This is a genomic window from Rhizobium skierniewicense (genome assembly GCF_014196515.1).
Taxonomy (GTDB): domain Bacteria; phylum Pseudomonadota; class Alphaproteobacteria; order Rhizobiales; family Rhizobiaceae; genus Agrobacterium; species Agrobacterium skierniewicense.
Map to the genome: position 1 here is coordinate 344,014 of NZ_JACIDV010000002.1, position 16,696 is coordinate 360,709.

A 16,696-nucleotide genomic window follows, 5' to 3' on the forward strand; every position below is an offset into this window, starting at 1 on the left:
CCGCAGATGTGGAGGATCAGCTGCGGGCGATGATTTCCTTACCCTGAATACGCAGGCTCATACCCAGCGAACCGGTGCTGCGGCGCACGAGGAAGCGCGGGCGGCGGTCGGCGAAGTAGGAGTGGCGGCGACGCGGGCTGGTGGTCTTGGTCCGCACATGGCCGAGATGATCTTCCAGTGGGCGGGCAACGCCATCCGCTTCGACCATCAGCATGGGAATGCGGTAGGCCTCAGACCAGCTGCGCCAATCGGCAGCGATGTCGCACAGGTCGTGCGCCACCAGCAGCGGAATGCAGAGGTCCGGGTCGTCGTGGTGAAGTTCGAGCGTCACGGTGACCTGTCCGTCACCATGGTCGATGGCGCGTGCGGCAACACCCTTGAACGCCCTGGCCGGAAGCGCAAAGGACAATGGAAGGCCGCTGGACTGGAGAACCTTGCGAAGAACTGCGCCGCGCTCGTCGAGCGTGATAGCGATATCGGCTGAACCCTTGTCCTTGCCGTAGGTGATCTGCTGCGGGAACCGTGTAGGGTCGAGCCGGAGTGTCGCGCCTGCCCATTCGGGCTTCAGAACAGTGTTGGTCATCATGCTATCCTTGTTTTACCTGAGAGCCGTTTCATGGTCTCGTCCGGGACTTTTCGTCCTCTGATAGGGAGAAGATAGCGGCCGCTTGTTCGAGACAGCTTAAAAATCGAGGTTAAGAAAACTTTGCATTCCCAGATGGTTAGCAAAAGGCGGACCGATAGGGTTTCGAAATCCTGAATTGGCACGGCAGCCTGTGGGCAGGCGTCCGTGCCGAGATCGGATTTCCAGTTCATGTAGACAGGAGAAAACGCGTTGGCCGTCCCTGCGCGCATCGCCCTGAGAAACAGCTAGCGCAGGGCTCAGCGCTCCCGGCAATTGCCAAGGATGCGAAAGCCAAAAATGGGTGGGGATGACGAGCGTGACGCCCAAAAAAAGGCGCCACAACGGGAGCTCGGGCTGTGGGTAGAGTGCTCTATTCTTAAACGGAAGCGATAGAGATGACCGCTAAATGCGAACGACCTTGCCCGGGTTCATGACGCCCGCCGGATCGAAGGCTGTCTTGATTCGGCGCATCAGTTCCATTTCGATACCTGGGCGGATATCGGCAAGCTCGTCACGTTTTAACTGGCCGATGCCGTGTTCCGCAGAAATCGATCCGCCATATGACAGCACGATGCCGTGGACAATGTGATTGATCTCACGCCAGCGGGCAATGAACTCTGCCTTGTCGGCACCGACAGGCTGGGAAATATTGTAATGGATATTGCCATCGCCGAGATGACCGAAGGCACAGATGCGCGCACCGGGAATGGCGTCAATCACACCAGCCGCCGCTTCCGCCATGAATTCGGGGATTTTCGAGACCGGCACGGACACGTCGTGCTTGATGGAGCCGCCCTCCGGTTTTTGCGCATCTGACATACTTTCACGCATGTGCCACAGAGCCTGACGCTGCGCCTCCGATGCGGCTATGACCGCATCCTGTACGATACCGGCCTCAAAACCCTGTTCCAGCAGAGTTTCCATCATGGTCTGTGCCGTCTCGGCCTTGTCAGAGGTCGAGATGTCGATAAGCGCATACCATGGATGCGCTGTCTCCAAGGGGTCGCGTACGCCCGGAATATGTTTGGCCGTAAACTCGATGCCGATGCGTGGCATCAACTCGAAGCCGGTGAGCGCCGCTCCGCACAAGGTCGAGGCGCGCTCGAACAGTTTCAGCGCCTCTTCCGGCGAATTGAGCCCGGCAAAGCCGACCTGATGCCCTTTCGGCTTGGGGAAGAGTTTCAACACCGCACCGGTGATGATGCCAAGCGTGCCCTCGGAGCCAATGAACAGATCGCGCAGATCATAACCCGTATTGTCCTTCTTGAGGCGGCGAAGACCATTCCAGATCTCGCCTGTCGGCAGGACGACTTCGAGCCCCAGGCAAAGCTGCCGCATGTTGCCGTAAGCCAGAACGGCCGTGCCGCCCGCATTTGTGGCAAGATTTCCGCCGATGCGGCAGGACCCTTGCGAACCCAGCGACAGTGGAAACATGCGTTCCACCTTCTCGGCCTCCTGATGAACGTGATCCAGAATGCAGCCACCATCCACAATGATGACGTTGGCAATGGGATCGATGTCGCGAACGCGGTTCATGCGTTCCAGCGACAGAATGACGTCGTTGCCATCGCTGCGCGGCGTCTGCCCGCCCACCAGACCGGTGTTGCCCGTTTGCGGGACGATGGCCGTGCCGGTTTCGCTGGCGAGCTTCAGGATGGCGGCGACCTCTTCCGTAGAGGCCGGTTTTAGCAGCAGCGGCGAGGCGCCCTTATACAGTCCGCGATTTTCGACGAGATGAGGTGCAAGATCAGCCTGATCGCGCACGGCGTTCTTCTCACCAACGATGGTCACGAAACGCTGGAGTAGATCGTCGGGCAGGGCGGTGGTGGTCATGATGCCCTCGTTGAGGGTCGTGGTGCAGCGGCACGCGCCAGCCGGTCGTTGATGGCTTCGCCAAGGCCTGTTTCGGGAATGGAGGTAATGGCGATGCTGCGCGCGCCGCTGGCATCGGCGGTTTTGAGGTGGTCGAACAGGTTCGTCGCAGCTTCCGCCAGATTGCCGGTAGGGCTGAGATCAAGCACCGTCAAGGCATGTGCCTCACCGGCTATCGCTGCGCCACCAAAGCGGATCAGGGCCTCGTCCTTCTCGACGGAAACGGCATTCAATCGCACTGATGCACCGGGCGCGTAATGAGAGGCCAGCATTCCGGGCGCTTCAATGGTAGCGGATGCTTTTTCCGACCGGGCAAGCGTCAGACCCAGGATACGCTCGATCTCTTCTGCAACCAGCCCGCCGGGACGCAGGAGGCGAACCGAGCCATCCGTTTCGACTTTGAGGATTGTGGATTCCACGCCCACCGGTGCTGCGCCGCCATCCAGAATAAGGCTGACCTTATCACCCAGATCCACCTCCACATGGGCAGCGCTGGTAGAGCTGATCTTGCCGGAGCTGTTGGCGCTGGGGGCTGCGAGCGGCTTTCCGAAAGCCGCGATCAAATCACTGGCAAAGCCCTGGGGAATACGGATGCCAACGGTATCGAGACCCGCCGTCGCCAGCGCGTGGATCTGGCTGTCGGGCTTTAAAGGCAGGATGAGGGTCAGCGGTCCCGGCCAGAATGCATTCGCCAGTTTGCGCGAGATGGGATCGAAAACCGCATGATCTTCCGCCATCTGGATATTTGCCATATGGCAGATCAGCGGGTTGAACTGAGGGCGTCCCTTGGTTTCATAAATGCGGGCAATGGCGGCAGGGTTCGTGGCATCCGCTGCAAGGCCATAGACCGTCTCGGTGGGAATGGCGACGGGATGGCCGGACGACAGGACATGGACGGCGTCGCGAAGCGCCGTTTCCCTGTTATGATCGATGTGAATATGACGCGCCATGGATGCTTGAGCCTTTCAGGCGTGCCGCCTTTGGCGCCACACTTTCGCGCGGCATCCTTTAGAGGTTTTCAGCCCAGTTGAAAAGCCATCTGCGCAACGGTGTCAGAGCGTGCGGATGAACTTGCGCATCTCGCTGGAGCGGGTACCCAGCATCAGCACGTTCTTGAGCGCGATTTTCGGGTCGCTCGTGCGAAACAACAGACCATCACGATGAATCGCCTTGTTGATCTTCACTGTCTTGTCACCGGCCATATCCATGGCGATGGCGAAATACATGCGCGACTGGCGTGGGTCGATATTTTCGAAGAACTGCTCGTCGCCGCACAGTTCGGAAAAGAAATTGGCGAAGTAAAACGAAAACAGCACCGGCGTATGCGCATCGAAGCTGGTGCGGGATGCCGTCACGTGGCAGTAGCCGAGGTGCGGACTTTCCTCGATGGTGCGATGAAACACCATTTGCGGAAAACGGATCGACTGATGAAAAGAGTTCAGCCGGGAATGGGTCATTTCACCAGCGGTCTGGAGTTTGCGCCCGGTAATTTCGGCGACTTCATCATGAGTCAGATAACGCGGTTCGCGTGGTATCCATTTTTGCTCGTAACGGGCGATTTTACCGGTTCGAAGAAAGTCCGAATGCGCTGTTTTCGAGCGTGTGGGAGCCATATTGCGAGCGCTCACATCGAAGTAGCGGATTTGCGTTCCCTTCTCCATCGAGAGAGCTCCTGTTGCCTACCCCCTTGTTTTTACGGGGAGTAGGTTAAGATTCTCTTGTTGCGAGGGAATCGATGTTAAGGAACGTCTACTCGCCGTTTTTGGCATACTGCGACGAAATGTTTCGGAAGCCGCGTATTAACGCCCTGTTTTAAATGTATAATCTGGTGATGTCGCATTTATGAGGCATGTCGCAATTTGTCGCCAATGCGGAAGCCGATGTCGCTGTATGTGGTGCTGAAGATCGACGCGAATGGTTAGATCATCCCAGCTGAACGCGGGGGGATGCTTTGGAAGCGAGCCGCGACTTTTCGAGGACATGGCCATGGATTTGCGTGAAACCGTATTGCGCCAACTGAAAAACCGTCGTGAAGGCTTCACGCTGGAGCAACCTTTCTACGTGGATCAGGACTATTTCCAGCTGGATATGGAAAATATCTGGTATCGCGATTGGCTTTTTGTGGCGCATGATTGCGAAGTGCCAAAGGCCGGGACCTACCTCACGGTTCAAATCGGTGACTACTCTGTCATCATCGTGCGTGGCAAGGATGGCACCATACGTGCCTTCCACAATTCCTGTCGGCACCGTGGTTCACGCGTCTGCACCAGCCAGAAGGGTCAATCCGCTCGCCTCGTCTGTCCCTATCACCAATGGACCTACGACCTGGATGGCAAGCTTTTGTTTGCCCGCCACATGGGCGACGATTTCAACAAGGAAGATTTCGGTCTGAAGCCGATCGCCTGTGAAGCCGTTGCTGGCTACGTCTTCATCTGTCTGGCAGAGCAGCCGATGGATTTCGCTCCGGTGCGTGCCGAAGTCGAAGCCTACATGGCGCCGCACCGCATCTGGGAGGCGAAAGTCGCCCATGAAAGCACCATCATCGAAAAGGGTAACTGGAAGCTCGTCTGGGAAAACAATCGCGAGTGCTATCACTGCGCCGCCAACCACCCCGAGCTGTGCCGCACCTACCCGGAAAACCCGAGCGTGACAGGCACGGATGGCGGTGCCAGCGATCCTGAAATCGGCGGTCATTGGGCGCGCTGCGAGGCCGCCGGCCTCCCCAGCCGCTTTAAGATGGATCCCAAGGGACAATTCCGCGTGGCGCGCATGCCGCTGATCGGAGAAGCGGAAAGCTATACGATGTCCGGCAAGCGTGCCGTGCGCCGCCCGTTGTCCGACGATGTGACCATCGACCATATCGGTACACTGCTGCTGTTCCACTACCCGACGACGTGGAACCACTTCCTCGGTGACCACCTGATTTCCTTCCGTGTGGTGCCGCTTGGGCCGCAGGAGACACAGGTCACGACCAAATGGCTGGTCCACAAGGACGCCGTTGAAGGTGTCGATTACAATCTGGAAGACCTGACGCATGTCTGGAACGAGACCAATGATCAGGACCGCCGCATCGTCGAGGAAAATGCGTTCGGCATCCGTTCGCCTGCCTATGAGCCGGGGCCCTATTCACCGGAAGACGAAGGCGGTGTCATGCAATTCGTAAACTGGTACTCCGATTTCATGATCGACCGTCTGTCGGGAGACAAGCAAAAACTCTCGGCTGTCGCATGACCTTGGTGAACATGGCGACCACCTACAGGCATATCGACGAAATGAAGCCGTGGAGCGACAAGCTTCACATGCTGGAATGCATTTCGGTCACGCCCGAAACGCCTGACGTGATGACATTCCTGTTTCGCTCCGAAGGTCCCAACTGGTTTCGTTATCTGCCGGGTCAGTTCGTGACTCTGGAACTTCCGGTCGGGCCGGAGCCTCTGTTTCGCACCTACACGCTGTCGTCCAGTCCATCGCGCCCCTATGCGCTGGCCGTCACAGTCAAGGCGCAAGCCGCCAGCATCGGAACACGCTGGATGTTCAACAACCTCAAGCCGGGCATGCGCATTCGCGCGCTGGGACCGCTGGGGGATTTTTCCTATGTGCGCCATCCCGGCGACAAGTATCTTTTCATCTCGGCAGGTTCCGGCGTAACGCCGATGATGTCGATGGTGCGGGACATGAGCGACCGCGCACCGCTAAGCGACATTCATTTCATCAACTGCTCGCGCTCTCCCTCCGATATCGTCTTCCGGCACGAACTCGAATATCTTGCCCGCTTCATGCCCAATCTTTCGCTTGGTTTCATCGTTGAAAATTGCGGGCGTACCGATCTGTGGTCTGGGCTGAAGGGTATGGTCGACAAGGCCAAGATCGCTTTGCTCTCGCATGATTTCATGGACCGCACAGTATTTTGCTGTGGTCCTGAACCGTTTATGGCGGCCATCCATTCCATGCTGGAAGCGTCGGGCTTCGACATGGCGCGCTATCATCAGGAAAGCTTTGCTCCCGCAACGCCCGTTGCGGTCGGCCCGAGTGCGGCCCTTGAAGATGGCGAGGTCCTGGCGAAGATCGGCTTTACGCTTTCCGGCAAGGACGTCCCCTGCCAGCCGGGCCAGACGATCCTGATGACCGCACGTGCGGCGGGTGTGCGCATTGGCGCGGCCTGCGAATCCGGCATATGCGGAACATGCCGCGTTCTGAAGCTTTCGGGCGAGGTTGAAATGAACCACAATGGCGGCATTCTCGACGAGGATATCGAGGAGGGATATATCCTTGCCTGCTGCTCGCGTCCGTTGACGGATGTTCAAGTAGAGGCGTGATGATACTTGGGTTCCATTTTGCGCAATGGAACCAATATCCGATCTTTCCGTTAGGTGCTCATCGAAACGCGGTTCAACGCGTCGTGTCCACAATGGAGGAAACTCATGCTGAATTTGCGCAAGACGAGCGTCGCTACCGCAGTCGTCATGCTTCTGACTAGCTTCGCACCGTCGCAGGCTTTTCAGGCCCCGATCCCAATGGTAAAGCCTGTTCAGGCAACAACACAGGACGTTGTTCCTGTGCAGTTCAGTTACGGTGAACGTCGCTATTATCGCCATCGTGATCGCGATTTCCGTCGCTCCGAGGCACGACGCGGATATTACAACGGTCACCGAGGTTACCGCGAATACCGCCGTGGCTATCGCCAGCACAATGGTTACTGGTTCCCTCTGGCTGCTTTCGCGACCGGTGCGATCATCGGTGGTGCGGTGTCTCAGTCGCGTCCGTCATACGGCAGCAGCCATCAGCAATGGTGCGCGAACCGCTACCGCTCGTATCGCGCCTATGACAACACGTTCCAGCCTAACAATGGCCCCCGCCGTCAGTGCGTTTCGCCGTGATATGCAGATTTAAATCAAGCCCGGCATCATGCCGGGCTTTTTCTATTGTTTCAATTCAGAGCCGATCAAGTGACTGTGAACGAACTGTTAATGCTGGGTTCAGCTAGCCATTTATATTCTGAACAATATATAAATTGAACCGCATTTCGTAAACGGAATATCAAAAGAAGAACATCGTTATTCACAATGCGCCGGCAGTGTATCCGGCCGTGGATGGAGGAAATCAGATGCAAAACTATATGAAAATCCTTTGGGCCGCCGGTTTCTCGGCGTTGATCGCCGCAGGCTCCATCGTCCCTGCGCAGGCCATGCCACTGACCGTTGCTCCACCAGCCGTCGAGAAGGCCGATAGTGGTGTGGTGAACGTCCAGTACTGGCGTGACCGTGGTTACAGACGTGACTATGGTGGCGGTTATTATCGCGGCCATCGTGGCTATCGTGATTACCGTCCGGGATATCGCCACCACAATGGCTACTGGTTCCCGCTGGCCGCATTTGGCGCTGGTGCTATCATTGGCGGCGCCCTAGCTCAGCCTCGCGAAGTTTACCGCCCTGTGCCGGAATACCGTCCGCGTCCGGTCTACCGCGCTGCTCCGCGTGTCGGCTTGAGCCAAAGCCACGTGAACTGGTGCTCGGGTCGCTACCGTTCGTATGATGCCTATAGCAACACGTTCCAGCCTTATAACGGCCCACGCCAGCCATGCTATTCGCCTTACGGCTGATCGACATAAGTTTCAAAGTGAGAAATGCCGTCCGGCTCCATCCGGGCGGCGTTTTGCATTTAGAGAATGCCGACACGGCGCAGGATGATCCAGGCAAAGAGAATGGATGCAACGATGAAGCTGGCGGCATAGATCGTGCCGCTGGCTCCTTCCGTAAAGGGGAGGGCACCGGTGTTCATGCCGAAAAAACCAGTGACGAGCGTCGGAGGCAAAAGAAACGCTGTCATCAGCGACAGGATGTAGAGATGCCGGTTGGTTTCCGAGGAAAGCTTCGAATCGACCTCTTCGTGTAGCAGCCTTGCCCGCTCCTGAAGCGCGTAGACATCGTGATCGATGGACTCAAGTCGTCCGGTCAGACGGGCCGCGATCTCTTCGAAGCCGAATGGCATTTCCTCGTCATCGGCCGCGGACGCCCTGCGCATCAGTGTCAGCACCGTGCGCAGATGCCGGTGGAGGCGCACCACGGTACGGCGTACCGGCGCCAGCCTGCGACGTTCGTCGCAGGGCGTGGCGTCATAAACGAAATCCTCTATGGCATTCAACTCCTCCGTCGTTTCCATCACCAGCGCGATCAGGCTGCGTTGGAATTCCGCGACGAGGCCCTCGAAAACATGCGAGGGCGTGGAAAAGCGCTTCGGGTTTTTGTCGATAGCGGCGCGCAGACGGTCGATGGACCGAAGTGGCTGCAAGCGGGTCGTGATGATGTAGCGTTCGCCCAGCGCAAAATGCAGCCAACCGATATCGCGGGTTTCCTGATCGAACTCCCTTTGGAAATCGATCAGCGTTCCATAGAGCGCGCCGTCATCGACGACGATGGAAGGGTGCGTTTCATGCGTTGTCAGGTTCGCCTTGATACTGTCATCGAGTGCATGAACGCTCTCCAGAAAGCCCGCGACGCGTGAATCTGCGAGGTTCAAGTGTAGCCAGAAAAAACCGTCTTCGGTCTGGAGATCGGCAAGTGTTACGTCAGCGCCCAATCGGACGCAGGGCTCGACCCCGGGGCGAAAACGGTAGGCCCAGACGAGACCGGGAATGGCGGGGTGAGGAATGTCCATGCGCTTGATCCTGAAACACGGTCGCGGCGAGGAGCGGAAGACAATCCCGCTTATGCGACGAACTCATGCTGACCAGAGTTTTGTGACAGTTTGATTACGGTCATGCCGATTGGCGCAGGCCGGTTACGAAAGCAGACCGCACCACGCTTTAAGTTGAACACATCGGGGATATTTCAAATTGACGTTTACGTAAAAATCAATTAGCCCCGAAGGCTATCGCTTTGCAATTTTGACGCTTCGGGAGGAGGCAGAATGTATCTCGCACCGGTAGACGATATCGCTTTTACGCTGAAACACGTGGCAGGCCTGAAGGTCGCGCTGGAACAGGGCGCGTTCGGTGATCTCGATGAAGATACCGTCGATGCCATTCTCCATGAGGCCGGTCGTTTCGCCACCGAAGAGGTTGCGCCTCTGGCGGAGATCGGTGATCGCCAAGGCTCCACCATCGTGGATGGTGTCGTGCGCACGCCAGATGGCTGGGCCGATCTCTACCGCCGTTGGGCAGACGGCGGCTGGAACGGCCTGACCGCGCCGGAAGAATTCGGCGGACAGGCTCTTCCGCATCTGTTGAATGTCGCAGCTCTTGAGATGTGGAACTCCGGCTCCATGGCGTTTGCCCTTTGCCCGACGCTGACAATGGGTGCGGTGGAAGCCATCGCCACCCATGGAAGCGACGATCTCAAAGCGATCTATCTGGAAAAACTGGTATCCGGTGTCTGGACCGGCACCATGAACCTGACGGAGCCGCAGGCCGGATCGGATCTCGCTGCCTTGAAAAGCCGGGCAGAGCGCGTCGGTGATGGCAGCTATCGGATCTTCGGCCAGAAAATCTACATCACCTGGGGTGAGCACGACGCAGCCGACAACATCATCCATCTGGTGTTGGCGCGCCTTCCGGATGCGCCTGCGGGTACACGCGGCATCTCACTGTTTCTCGTCCCGAAATTCCTGCCCGATGAGGCAGGCAATCCCGGTGAACGCAACGATCTCTTCTGCCACGCGCTGGAGCACAAGCTGGGTATTCACGGCTCCCCCACCTGCACGATGATTTTCGGTGACGGTCGCTATGGTTCCGAGAAGGGTGCTATCGGATGGATCGTGGGTGAAGAGAACAAGGGTCTTGCTTGCATGTTCACCATGATGAACAATGCACGTCTGGCCGTGGGCATGCAGGGTGTGGCCATCTGCGAAGCGGCGACGCAGAAGGCGATTGCCTATGCCAAGGAGCGCGCCCAGGGCAAAGCACCCGGTACCAAAGCGACGGGCATGAGCCCGATCATCGAGCATCCTGACACCGCCAGAACGCTTCTGACCATGAAGGCGCTGACCCAAGGCTCCCGCGCCATTTCCTTCTCCTGCGCCCATGCCATCGATATGAGCCATGTGAAAACCGATGCAGCGGAGCGCACGTTCTGGCAGGAACGGGCGGCCCTTTTGACACCGATTGCCAAATCTTTCTCAACCGATGCCGGCGTGGACGTGGCCTCGCTCGGCATTCAGGTGCATGGCGGTATGGGCTTCATAGAGGAAACGGGTGCGGCCCGTTACCTGCGCGATGCGCGTATCGCACCGATCTATGAAGGCACCAACGGTATTCAGGCCATCGATCTTGTCACGCGCAAATTGCTGCTCTCCGAGGGCGCGCAGGTGCGTGGGTTTATCGCCGAATTGAAAGAACAGGCACAAGCGGTGCATGCTTCTAACACACCGGAGCTTGGCGAGACGGCCCGCTATCTCGACCGGAGCATTGCCGATCTGGAAGAGTCGACCGATTGGTTGCTGGGTGCCTTGGCAAAGGGCGAAACTGCCGCAGCACTTGCCGGTGCCACACCGTACCAGCGTTTGTTCGGATTGGCTCTGACCGGGGTCTATCTGGCCAAGGGTGCTTTGGCTTCGGTCGACGACGGGCAGGGGACAAACCGCACCGCGCTTTGCCGTTTCACTGCGGAGAACCTTCTTGCTGAAACGTCCGCCTTGAAGGATCGTGTGATATCTGGAGCCGCGAGCCTTGAAGCCGCCCGCGCCGTTCTGGCCTAAGGAGTTCTCATGTCTGCCGATCATATCCTTGTTGAACGTCCGCAAGCGGCACCCGGCGTGCTGGTCATTCGTTTCAACCGACCGGACAAGAAAAACGCCATTACGGATGCCATGTATCGCACCATGATCGAGGCCTTGCAGACGGCAGATGCGGATGCTGAAATTCGCGTCATCGCCTTTCTCGGCTCAAACGGCTGCTTTTCGGCGGGTAATGACATGGCTGACTTCATGGCCTTTGCCATGTCCGGCGGCAAGGGCCGGCTGGCGGCGGGGGATTTCCTGCATGCGCTGGTCGGCGTTCAAAAACCCATCGTATCCGGTGTGGATGGTCTCGCCATCGGCATCGGTACCACGCTCAACCTGCATTGCGACATGACGGTTGCTTCTGCCCGCAGTCTGTTCAAGACGCCTTTCGTGGATTTGGCTTTGGTGCCGGAAGCGGCTTCCAGCCTGCTCGTGCCGCGCATCATGGGCCACCAGCGTGCCTTCGCGCTGCTGGCCGCAGGCGAAGGCTTTTCGGCAGAACAGGCGCTTCAGGCTGGGTTGATATGGAAAGTCGTGCCCGAAGCCGACGTCGAGAGCGAAACGCTGAAAATTGCGTCATCGCTTGCAGCAAAGCCACCGCAGGCGCTCAAGATCGCCCGTGATCTTCTCCGTGGAGACAGCGCTGACATTCGGGCGCGGATCGACGCTGAAATCGTGCATTTTGCTGCCCAGCTACAGAGTGAGGAAGCCAGAGCGGCGTTCGAGGCATTCATGCGTCGTTAAGCGTGGCTGGTGAAAATGGGCGGGTCTTGTGGAATTGCCAAAGAAGGCTGTTTAGTCTTTGGGGAAGGAAACTCCGTTTTCAAGAAAGCCCATCCATGCGCCCGCTCATTTTCGCAATGCTTGCCATCATCATGTCGCTGTCCACTGTCGCCGGTGCGGCCAGCCTTCAGCCGCCCTCAATGTCGCAGCTGGCGCACAGCGATATCATTGACGTGCAAAATTTCAACAGTCAGGCGGGTTCGTCCAACCAAAACAACGGTTATGAGCGCCGCCATCAGCGCTTCGTCTGCGTTGTCACGCCACCTGATAGCGCCAACCGCTCGCGACCCTATGTCTGCCCTGTTCAGCAAGGACGGGTTGGTGGACGCTGTCGTTGCAGCGGCGTGGTCGGCAACGGCAATATCGATACCGCCTGGTAAGCGTTACTTTTCGAGCGTTGCGACCGCTTCCACGTGCGGCGACCATAAAAATTGGTCGATAGGCGTGACTTTGGTCAGGCGATAACCACCCTCAACCAGAATAGCGAGGTCTCGTGCCAGCGACAGCGGGTTGCAACTGACAGCGACGATCTTCTTCACGCCGCTGCGGGCCAGTTCCTTGCACTGGGCCTCTGCCCCTGCGCGTGGCGGATCGAAGACCACGGCATCGTAGTTCTTCAGTTCCTTGACGGTCAGTGCATGGCGAAAAAGGTCACGCTTTTCAATGGTTACGGGTTTCAGGCCTTGCGTGTTGCGGGCCGCAAGATCAAGCGCCTTGAGCGCCTTGTCCTCGGCCTCCACCGCGTGAACCTTACCCAGACGGGCCAGCCGCAGGGCAAAGGTGCCGGAGCCGCTGAACAGGTCGGCGATGCGCTTGGATTTGCCGACATGCGCGACAACCAGTTCGGCCATGGCGTCTTCGGCTTGCTTCGTGGCCTGTGCAAAACTACCCGCGGGGGGCGTGATGTTGACGCCGTCGAATTGAATAACAGGCCTCAGTGGTTCGATCAGGATTTCACCCGAGAGCGAAACACGGGCAATACCGGGCATCGACAGCACGATTTCAGTGACAGTACGGCGCTGCTTGTCGCTGGCCGTTTTGATACCTTCGAAGCAAATATCAAGCCCTGAAAGCGTTTCCATCACGGTGATGCGGAACGGTTCGGCGGTCGTTGCAAGCGGTGCACCGATGGCTCGGATCGCATCGAGACGCGAGACGATACCATCGGTCGTGACGGGACATTCTTCGATGGCGACGATATGGTGGCTGTTGGCCTGACTGAAGCCCAGCAGGAGGCCTTTTTCGGTTTTGCGGGCGGTGAAGACGACACGGCGTCTTTCACCGGGGCGACAGTGCACCAATGCTCCTACTTCGGCGTCGAGACCTTTGGATTTCAATGCGGCGACGACGAGGCTGCGCTTGAAGACGTGATAGGGTTCATCGGCCAGATGCTGCAGGGAACAGCTTCCGCAGGTGCCGTTCTTGCCATCGGGACCGAAGTGGCGACAGGCAGGCTCGCGCCGCTCGGGTGCCGCTTCGGTGATCGACATGATGGTGCCCTGATCCTTGATCCGGGCAATCGCAACGGTCTCTCCGGGCAGCGCGAATGGGACGAAGATCGGCCCATCCGCGTCGTGCACGATGCCATCGCCCTGCGCGCCGAGGCCTTGTATTTTCACGGTCTGGGCTGTCATGGCTTGCGACCTCCGAGAAGAAACTCCTCGGTCCCATCGCCACCAGCTATGGGGGAGGGGATGAGGCCAAGGCTGATCCAGCCCATGTCTTCCACCAGCCAGCGCTCAAGTTCTGCGGCAACAGCCGGTGCTGTCTCAGGCTCTTTCAGCAGGCCGGCCTTGCTGATCGCATCGCGTCCTGCTTCGAATTGCGGCTTGACGAGCAGAATGGCCAGCGCACCGGACTCGACCAATTCGAGGGCAGGCGCGAGCGCCAGCTTCAACGATATGAACGACACATCCGACACGATAAACCGTATCGGCCGGTTATCGATATCGTCGCTTGTCAGGAAACGTGCGTTGAAACCTTCGATGCTGGTAACACGACGGTCGTTTTCGATGCGGGGATGGATTTGGCCGTGGCCGACATCGATAGAGGTGACGTGGGAGGCGCCGCGTTTCAGCAACACCTCGGTAAAGCCACCCGTGGAGGCGCCAACGTCAAGACATTCCAGATTGCGTGGGTCCAGTTCGAAATAGTCGAGTGCTGCAACCAGTTTCAATGCCGCGCGCGATACGTAATCCTGCGCGGGATCGCTGATCTCAAAGACGACATTTCCCGGGAATGTCAGGCTGGGTTTTGTGACGACCTTGCCATTGACGCGAACGGTGCCGCGCGCCACGGCATCGCGTGCACGGGAGCGGCTGGCAAACAGGCCGCGCGATACCAGAAGCTGGTCCAGCCGGTGATTTTCAGATGAATGAGACATGTTGTGTCAATGACTGCCAAAAGCCCGGAAAGCAAGCATTTTGTAACGGCCAAGCACTGAGCGGAGCGCAAAACATAGTTTCCACACTGGTCCAGCACCTGTGGTCCTCCCCAGCGCTTAAGCGAAAATAAACGGCTTTATGGCATTGTCTCGTATAACTGATTTTAGACGTAACATTTCCGCCATGAAGGCGGGCCTCCCCGAAAGAGATTGCGTGGTGTCCAGGCTGCTTGCCTGTTGTCACACCGAAAGCGTGTCGAAAGAGTTCTCGATGTCTTTGAAAAATCTACCTATCAACCTGAAGCTGGTCGTCACATTCGTTGCCCTGATGGCTGTTTGCCTGGTGGCGTCAGCGATTGTATTCATGCAGACGATTGAAGCCAAGCGTGTTTCTGAACGTCAGACGAACACCGCCAAAATCGTGTCGAATATCGATGATGCAAAAGCGGCGATGCTGGAGCAGGCGGTCAACCAGCGCGGCTTCCTGCTGTTTCGCAGCGACAGCACGTATAATGATGTGTTTGCCCAGCGCGACCTGATGTTGAAGAAACTGGACGAAGCCCGTATCTTGGCCGCCGGCCAGCCCGACATTCTGAAATCCATCGATGACATGCAGGCAACGGCCACCGTGTTCTATACGCAGTTGGCTCAGCCTCAGATGGCAGCCCGCAAGAACACCGAGGCGCCGATTTCCGAGGTCATCGAGATTGGACGCAATCAGGCCAAGGGCCAGCTGGATAGTTTCCGTGCCGCTGCGGCCAAGATCAAGGCGGAGTTGACCACCGCGTCCGAAGCGCAGGTTGCTGCACAGGCCGCCGCCCATACCAACCTTGAGCTTGCGCTTCTCGGTGGCGGTGCTGCCGCTGGTCTCGTTGCCGTTGTGCTGATCTGGTCGTTATCGCGTGCCATCGTTTCGCCGATTGTCGGTATGACGGATGCGATGAGCCGCCTTGCCGGTGGTGACACCACCGTCGAGGTTCCAGCACTGGACCGTGGCGACGAAGTGGGCAAGATGGCGCAAGCCGTTCTGGTCTTCAAGGAAGCCGGTATCGAAAAGTCCCGCCTTTCGGACGAAAGCGACCGTATGCGCTCCTCGACAGAGGCAGATCGTCGTCGCCATGAAGCCGACAAAGCCCGCGCCGAAGCTGAACAGACGTTTGCGCGCGATGAATTGGCCAAGGGTCTGCAAGCGCTGGCCGACGGCAATCTGGTTTACCGGATCGACACGCCGTTTGCCGAGTTCATCGAGCCCTTGCGCGTCAACTTCAACAACTCTCTGGACAAGCTTCAGGAAGCCATGCGCACGGTCGGTCAAAATGCGTCCGCCATCAATGCCGGTGCGTCCGAGATGCTGTCGTCTGCCGATGATCTGTCGCGTCGCACCGAGCAGCAGGCGGCTTCTATCGAAGAGACGGCCGCAGCGCTCGAAGAAGTCACGACCACCGTGCGTGACAGCGCCAAGGGCGCAGAAGAGGCAAGCGCTCTGGTTCAGCGTGCACGCTCCGGAGCTGAAAAATCAGGCACCGTCGTCCGCAGCGCCGTCTCTGCCATGCAGGCCATTGAAAAGTCTTCGGGCGAAATCACCAATATTATCGGTGTCATCGACGACATCGCGTTCCAGACCAATCTTCTGGCTTTGAACGCCGGTGTCGAAGCGGCGCGTGCCGGTGAAGCGGGCAAAGGCTTTGCGGTTGTTGCGCAGGAAGTGCGTGAACTGGCGCAGCGTTCTGCCAACGCGGCAAAGGAGATCAAGACACTGATCAGCGCCTCTACCCAGCAGGTCGAAAACGGCGTGAACCTCGTCGGAGAAACCGGCAAGGCGCTGGAACTGATCATCGCTGAAGTCGAGGAAATCAACACCCACGTCAGCACCATCGTCACGGCTGCCCGCGAACAGGCAACCGGTCTTCAGGAAATCAACACGGCCGTCAACACGATGGATCAAGGCACGCAGCAGAACGCCGCGATGGTGGAGCAGCAGACAGCCGCGAGCCACGCCCTTGCCCGCGAAGCAGAAGCACTGAACGACCTCATCGGCCAGTTCAACCTGGGCAATGGCGCCCGTGCCGCCCCAGCCTTTGCACCAGCACAGCACACTGCACCGCGCTCCTTCTCTGCGTCGGCGCCGAAGCCGGTCTATTCGCAGGCTCCACGCCCTGCAGCAAAGATTGCTCAGCCAACGGCGCGTCCTGTTTCGTCTCCGGCGCGCGCGCTCGGCCAGAGCCTGGCAAAAGCCTTCTCGCCCAAGGCCGAAACATCCGCCAAGCCGGTGGCACAGGACTGGGAAGAATTCTGAGATAAGCCATGACTTGAAACGC

The 16,696-nt window shown here is 58.3% G+C and carries 15 protein-coding genes; 8 read left to right on the plus strand and 7 right to left on the minus strand.

Annotation, left to right across the window (positions count from 1 at the left end; genetic code table 11):
- Positions 1 to 16 precede the first annotated feature (16 nt).
- From GGQ73_RS04390 to GGQ73_RS04405, 4 genes are all read right to left on the minus strand, one after another.
- Positions 17 to 583: a DUF6101 family protein gene (locus GGQ73_RS04390; protein WP_174152230.1), complete on the minus strand. Its 567-nt coding sequence runs from the start codon at positions 581 to 583 to the stop codon at positions 17 to 19.
- A 444-nt stretch (positions 584 to 1,027) separates the two neighbouring features.
- A complete protein-coding gene (locus tag GGQ73_RS04395; RefSeq protein WP_183894251.1) occupies positions 1,028 to 2,458 on the minus strand; it encodes an FAD-binding oxidoreductase in 1,431 nt (476 codons plus the stop codon).
- Positions 2,455 to 3,447, minus strand: coding sequence for an L-threonylcarbamoyladenylate synthase (locus GGQ73_RS04400; protein ID WP_183894253.1), 993 nt, complete (start codon positions 3,445 to 3,447; stop codon positions 2,455 to 2,457). Before GGQ73_RS04400 ends, GGQ73_RS04395 begins: the two co-directional genes overlap by 4 nt.
- 102 nt (positions 3,448 to 3,549) lie before the next feature.
- On the minus strand, positions 3,550 to 4,158 hold the full coding sequence (locus GGQ73_RS04405) for a DUF6656 family protein (protein ID WP_183894255.1): 609 nt from the start codon (positions 4,156 to 4,158) through the stop codon (positions 3,550 to 3,552).
- Positions 4,159 to 4,483: 325 nt separating this feature from the next.
- Here GGQ73_RS04405 and GGQ73_RS04410 point away from each other — a divergent pair, with 325 nt between their 5' ends.
- From GGQ73_RS04410 to GGQ73_RS04425, 4 genes are all read left to right on the plus strand, one after another.
- The gene (locus GGQ73_RS04410; RefSeq protein WP_183894257.1) at positions 4,484 to 5,728 is read left to right on the plus strand and encodes an aromatic ring-hydroxylating oxygenase subunit alpha; all 1,245 of its coding nucleotides are present in this window, start codon (positions 4,484 to 4,486) and stop codon (positions 5,726 to 5,728) included.
- A gap of 11 nt (positions 5,729 to 5,739) precedes the next feature.
- Positions 5,740 to 6,813: an FAD-binding oxidoreductase gene (locus tag GGQ73_RS04415; RefSeq protein ID WP_183894471.1), complete on the plus strand. Its 1,074-nt coding sequence runs from the start codon at positions 5,740 to 5,742 to the stop codon at positions 6,811 to 6,813.
- A gap of 105 nt (positions 6,814 to 6,918) precedes the next feature.
- Positions 6,919 to 7,374 (plus strand): BA14K family protein, encoded by a 456-nt coding sequence (locus GGQ73_RS04420; protein WP_183894259.1) that lies wholly within the window; start codon positions 6,919 to 6,921, stop codon positions 7,372 to 7,374.
- Between the two features lie 227 nt (positions 7,375 to 7,601).
- Positions 7,602 to 8,096, plus strand: coding sequence for a BA14K family protein (locus GGQ73_RS04425; RefSeq protein ID WP_183894261.1), 495 nt, complete (start codon positions 7,602 to 7,604; stop codon positions 8,094 to 8,096).
- 59 nt (positions 8,097 to 8,155) lie between these two features.
- On the opposite strand, the gene GGQ73_RS04430 is transcribed toward GGQ73_RS04425, so the two are convergent.
- A complete protein-coding gene (locus GGQ73_RS04430; protein ID WP_183894263.1) occupies positions 8,156 to 9,151 on the minus strand; it encodes a transporter in 996 nt (331 codons plus the stop codon).
- Between the two features lie 252 nt (positions 9,152 to 9,403).
- On the opposite strand from GGQ73_RS04430, the gene GGQ73_RS04435 reads away from it, so the two are divergent.
- The 3 genes from GGQ73_RS04435 (at position 9,404) to GGQ73_RS04445 (ending at position 12,375) form a co-directional block, all read left to right on the plus strand.
- Entirely contained in the window at positions 9,404 to 11,188 is a 1,785-nt protein-coding gene (locus GGQ73_RS04435; RefSeq protein ID WP_183894265.1) for an acyl-CoA dehydrogenase, read from the plus strand.
- A 9-nt stretch (positions 11,189 to 11,197) separates the two neighbouring features.
- A complete protein-coding gene (locus tag GGQ73_RS04440; RefSeq protein WP_183894267.1) occupies positions 11,198 to 11,956 on the plus strand; it encodes a crotonase/enoyl-CoA hydratase family protein in 759 nt (252 codons plus the stop codon).
- Between the two features lie 95 nt (positions 11,957 to 12,051).
- Positions 12,052 to 12,375, plus strand: a complete 324-nt coding sequence (locus GGQ73_RS04445) for a hypothetical protein (RefSeq protein ID WP_183894269.1) — start codon at positions 12,052 to 12,054, stop codon at positions 12,373 to 12,375.
- Between the two features lie 3 nt (positions 12,376 to 12,378).
- Here the strand turns inward: GGQ73_RS04445 and GGQ73_RS04450 are convergent, their stop codons facing one another.
- Positions 12,379 to 13,629, minus strand: a complete 1,251-nt coding sequence (locus tag GGQ73_RS04450; RefSeq protein ID WP_183894271.1) for a class I SAM-dependent RNA methyltransferase — start codon at positions 13,627 to 13,629, stop codon at positions 12,379 to 12,381.
- Positions 13,626 to 14,378 carry a TlyA family RNA methyltransferase gene (locus GGQ73_RS04455; protein WP_183894273.1) on the minus strand — a complete coding sequence of 251 codons (753 nt, stop codon included), beginning with the start codon at positions 14,376 to 14,378 and terminating at the stop codon, positions 13,626 to 13,628. The genes GGQ73_RS04450 and GGQ73_RS04455 overlap by 4 nt, the downstream gene beginning before the upstream one ends.
- A gap of 271 nt (positions 14,379 to 14,649) precedes the next feature.
- On the opposite strand from GGQ73_RS04455, the gene GGQ73_RS04460 reads away from it, so the two are divergent.
- Positions 14,650 to 16,674, plus strand: coding sequence for a methyl-accepting chemotaxis protein (locus GGQ73_RS04460; protein WP_183894276.1), 2,025 nt, complete (start codon positions 14,650 to 14,652; stop codon positions 16,672 to 16,674).
- The last annotated feature ends 22 nt before the right edge of the window (positions 16,675 to 16,696 follow it).

What these genes read in the sequence shown, in the direction of transcription:
- GGQ73_RS04420 (WP_183894259.1), top strand. Translation starts at nt 6,919, where the DNA reads ATGCTGAATTTGCGCAAGACGAGCGTCGCTACCGCAGTCGTCATGCTT.
- GGQ73_RS04405 (WP_183894255.1), bottom strand. Translation starts at nt 4,158, where the DNA reads ATGGAGAAGGGAACGCAAATCCGCTACTTCGATGTGAGCGCTCGCAAT.
- GGQ73_RS04410 (WP_183894257.1), top strand. Translation starts at nt 4,484, where the DNA reads ATGGATTTGCGTGAAACCGTATTGCGCCAACTGAAAAACCGTCGTGAA.
- GGQ73_RS04460 (WP_183894276.1), top strand. Translation starts at nt 14,650, where the DNA reads ATGTCTTTGAAAAATCTACCTATCAACCTGAAGCTGGTCGTCACATTC.
- GGQ73_RS04455 (WP_183894273.1), bottom strand. Translation starts at nt 14,378, where the DNA reads ATGTCTCATTCATCTGAAAATCACCGGCTGGACCAGCTTCTGGTATCG.
- GGQ73_RS04425 (WP_183894261.1), top strand. Translation starts at nt 7,602, where the DNA reads ATGCAAAACTATATGAAAATCCTTTGGGCCGCCGGTTTCTCGGCGTTG.
- GGQ73_RS04400 (WP_183894253.1), bottom strand. Translation starts at nt 3,447, where the DNA reads ATGGCGCGTCATATTCACATCGATCATAACAGGGAAACGGCGCTTCGC.
- GGQ73_RS04430 (WP_183894263.1), bottom strand. Translation starts at nt 9,151, where the DNA reads ATGGACATTCCTCACCCCGCCATTCCCGGTCTCGTCTGGGCCTACCGT.
- GGQ73_RS04390 (WP_174152230.1), bottom strand. Translation starts at nt 583, where the DNA reads ATGACCAACACTGTTCTGAAGCCCGAATGGGCAGGCGCGACACTCCGG.
- GGQ73_RS04435 (WP_183894265.1), top strand. Translation starts at nt 9,404, where the DNA reads ATGTATCTCGCACCGGTAGACGATATCGCTTTTACGCTGAAACACGTG.
- GGQ73_RS04440 (WP_183894267.1), top strand. Translation starts at nt 11,198, where the DNA reads ATGTCTGCCGATCATATCCTTGTTGAACGTCCGCAAGCGGCACCCGGC.
- GGQ73_RS04450 (WP_183894271.1), bottom strand. Translation starts at nt 13,629, where the DNA reads ATGACAGCCCAGACCGTGAAAATACAAGGCCTCGGCGCGCAGGGCGAT.
- GGQ73_RS04445 (WP_183894269.1), top strand. Translation starts at nt 12,052, where the DNA reads ATGCGCCCGCTCATTTTCGCAATGCTTGCCATCATCATGTCGCTGTCC.
- GGQ73_RS04415 (WP_183894471.1), top strand. Translation starts at nt 5,740, where the DNA reads ATGGCGACCACCTACAGGCATATCGACGAAATGAAGCCGTGGAGCGAC.
- GGQ73_RS04395 (WP_183894251.1), bottom strand. Translation starts at nt 2,458, where the DNA reads ATGACCACCACCGCCCTGCCCGACGATCTACTCCAGCGTTTCGTGACC.